This is a genomic window from Pararhizobium sp. (assembly GCF_035497515.1).
Lineage (GTDB): Bacteria > Pseudomonadota > Alphaproteobacteria > Rhizobiales > Rhizobiaceae > Pararhizobium.
Map to the genome: position 1 here is coordinate 1 of NZ_DATJDJ010000102.1, position 2772 is coordinate 2772.

General features: G+C 61.8%; 3 protein-coding genes. All 3 read right to left on the reverse strand.

The features are described from left to right. A partial coding sequence (locus VL202_RS10235) for a hydrolase (protein ID WP_325464005.1) occupies nt 1-359 on the reverse strand: 359 nt, incomplete at its 3' end. Then, nucleotides 310-1068, reverse strand: coding sequence for an IS21-like element helper ATPase IstB (istB, locus tag VL202_RS10240; RefSeq protein WP_325464006.1), 759 nt, complete (start codon nt 1066-1068; stop codon nt 310-312). The genes VL202_RS10235 and istB, both read right to left, overlap by 50 nt. Continuing rightward, complete coding sequence (gene istA, locus VL202_RS10245; protein ID WP_325464007.1) at nt 1065-2561, reverse strand: IS21 family transposase; 1497 nt, start codon at nt 2559-2561, stop codon at nt 1065-1067. Before istA ends, istB begins: the two co-directional genes overlap by 4 nt. Nucleotides 2562-2772: the final 211 nt, after the last annotated feature.

The following is a 2772-nucleotide window of genomic DNA, read 5'->3' on the forward strand; positions in this document are numbered from 1 at the left end:
TGCTCGGCATCGGCGGCGCCCGCCTCTTCGATGTGCTTGAAGACTCGCGCGAATACGCGGCCCATGTTCACCGGGACGTGCATGACGCTTCGGGTCGCCGCCTTGAGGAACGGCTTGTCTTTGAAATGCAGTTCCTGCCCATCCCAGCCCTCGGGATTGAACTTCACGCAACAGCCTGTCAACGGCGGAGCAAAATCAGGCCAATGGGCGGAGTAAAACCAGGCCACGGTTTGCGTGCGTGTGAGACCGCCGGGAGGGCGTAGCCCGAGCGGGGGTCTCATACGCACGCGGTGATTTTGCGAGGGTGCTTCAGCCGGCCTTTCGGGCGCGGCTTTGGGCGAGACGATAGCTGTCGCCATTCATCTCGAGGATGTTGACGTGGTGGGTGATGCGATCGAGCAGAGCGCCAGTGAGGCGCTCCGACCCCAAGGTTTCCGTCCATTCGTCAAACGGAAGATTGCTGGTGATCAGGGTGGCACCGCGTTCGTAGCGTTGCGAGATCAGCTCGAACAGCAATTCCGCGCCGGTCTTGGAGAGCGGTACAAAGCCCAACTCATCGATGATGAGAAGCTGGTAGGCGGCCATCTGCTTCTGGAAGCGGAGCAGACGCCGCTCGTCACGGGCCTCCATCATCTCGCTGACCAGCGAGGCAGCGGTCGTGAAGCCGACGGACAGGCCCTTCTGGCACGCCGCCAATCCCAGGCCGAGCGCCACATGGGTCTTGCCCGTGCCGGAAGGACCAAGGGCGATGACGTTCTCGCGGCGCTCGATCCATTCGCAGCGCGCCAGTTCCAGGACCTGCATCTTGTTGAGCTTGGGGATGGCAGCGAAGTCGAAGCTGTCGAGGCTTTTGACGACAGGGAACCTGGCCGCCTTGATGCGGCGTTCGACCTTGCGTCGATCCCGTTCGATCATCTCCCGCTCGGCAAGCCGGGTGAGGTATCCGACATGATCGACGCCTTCTGTGGCACATAGCCGGGCCAGCTTCTGATACTCGCGCTGGAAGGTCGGTAGCTTCAGGGTCTTGAGATAATGGGAGAGCAGGATCTCGGGCACTTCAGTGCTCATGCCGCTTCACCCGCATCCGACGACAAGAGACGCATGTAGGCCTTCGCCGATGTCGTCTCGACCGTGGCCCTCGGCAGGTATGGGTAGATGGACAGGTCCAAGCGCGGCGGCCGTCGTTCCACCCTGCACAGGATCAAATGCTTGACGGCGTCGAAGCCGATCGCACCGAGTTGGAGGGCCTGCTTCACCGCCGCATGCAGGTCCGCAAGCTCGAAGCTTTCCAGCAGGCGAAGAACCTGCACGTATTCCCTCCGGCCATGTTTTGCCATGCGGCCTTCCATCAGGCGACGCAGCGTGGCGAATTCCTCGGGCAGATCCCAGCCCTGGAGAGGTGCAGCCTGATCCAGCGCATTGATCTTCTGCTCGATCAGCGGCAGGTAATGCAGCGGATCGAAGACGACGTCTTCCCGTTCCCAGCTTCGGGGATGGCGAGCGATGATCTCGCCGCGGCAGCCGATCACCACCTCGTCGACATAGCCCCGGACCCAGACATCCTGATGGCCATAGGCGACCGGGGCGGAATAGTCGTTGGTCTTGTAGCGTACAAGCGACTGGGCCGTTACCTTGGCACTGGCTTGGTCACAGGCATCGAAGGGCGAGGCCGGCAACGCGCGCATCGCGGCCAGATCGCGCTGTAGCCGTTCCCCGATTGTCTCGTTCTCCCTGCGCAGCCTGTCACGCTGACGCTTGCGGCATTGCTCTTCCAGCCAGGCGTTGAACGCATCCCATGTCGCAAACTGCGGGATCGGCACCATGAAGTTGCGCCGGGAATAGCCGACAAGCCCCTCGACGTTCCCCTTGTCGTTGCCTTTACCCGGACGGCCATAACGGTCCCGGATCAGGTAGTGGGACAGAAACCCGCTGAACAGAGTGGCGCGCTTGCGCGTGCCGTCGGGCAGTATCTTGGCCACGAGGCATCGGTCGTTGTCGTAGACGATCGATTGCGGAACGGCCCCGAAGAAGGAGAACGCATGGATGTGGCCATCGACCCAGGCCTCCGACACCGCCGCCGGATAGGCGCGCACATAGCAGCCGTCGCTATGCGGTAGATCCAACACGAAGAAGTGCGCCTTGCGCTCCACGCCGCCGATCACCACCATCGCCTCGCCGAAATCGGCCTGCGCATGGCCGGGTGGATGCGACAGCGGCACGAATACCTCCTGGCGACGCCGATCCCGCTCGCGCATGTAGTCCTTGATGATCGTATAGCCGCCGGTGAACCCGCGCTCGTCCCGGAGCCGGTCGAACACCCGCTTGGCCGTATGGCGCTGCTTGCGCGGCACCTTCAGGTCTTCCTCCAGCCAATGCTCAATGGTTGAAACGAACGCATCCAGCTTGGGACGCCGGATCGGCAACTGACGCTGATAGCCGGGCGGCGTCGAATACGACACCATCTTGGAAACGCTGTCGCGAGATATGTTGAAATGCTTCGCAGCCTGACGCCGGCTCATCCCTTCCGAAACAGCCAAGCGAACCTTCAGATATAATTCCACGGTGTAGATCCCCTTGTCCCTCCTGCGTTCATGCAGAAGGAAGATAGGTGGCCGGATTTTACTCCGCCCCTACGGCGAGATTAGCGCGCCGTTACCGTGGCCGACTTTTGCACCGCCGCTCTCAGTCCTGCGCGGAATTAATGATGGATATCTCCGCCATGGCGCTGAATTTCCATGTCGAGCTACTATCCGCTTGCTGTCTACGGTCCGG

Excerpts from the sequence above, each read along its gene's own strand:
- istB (WP_325464006.1), bottom strand. The coding sequence starts at position 1,068 with ATGAGCACTGAAGTGCCCGAGATCCTGCTCTCCCATTATCTCAAGACC.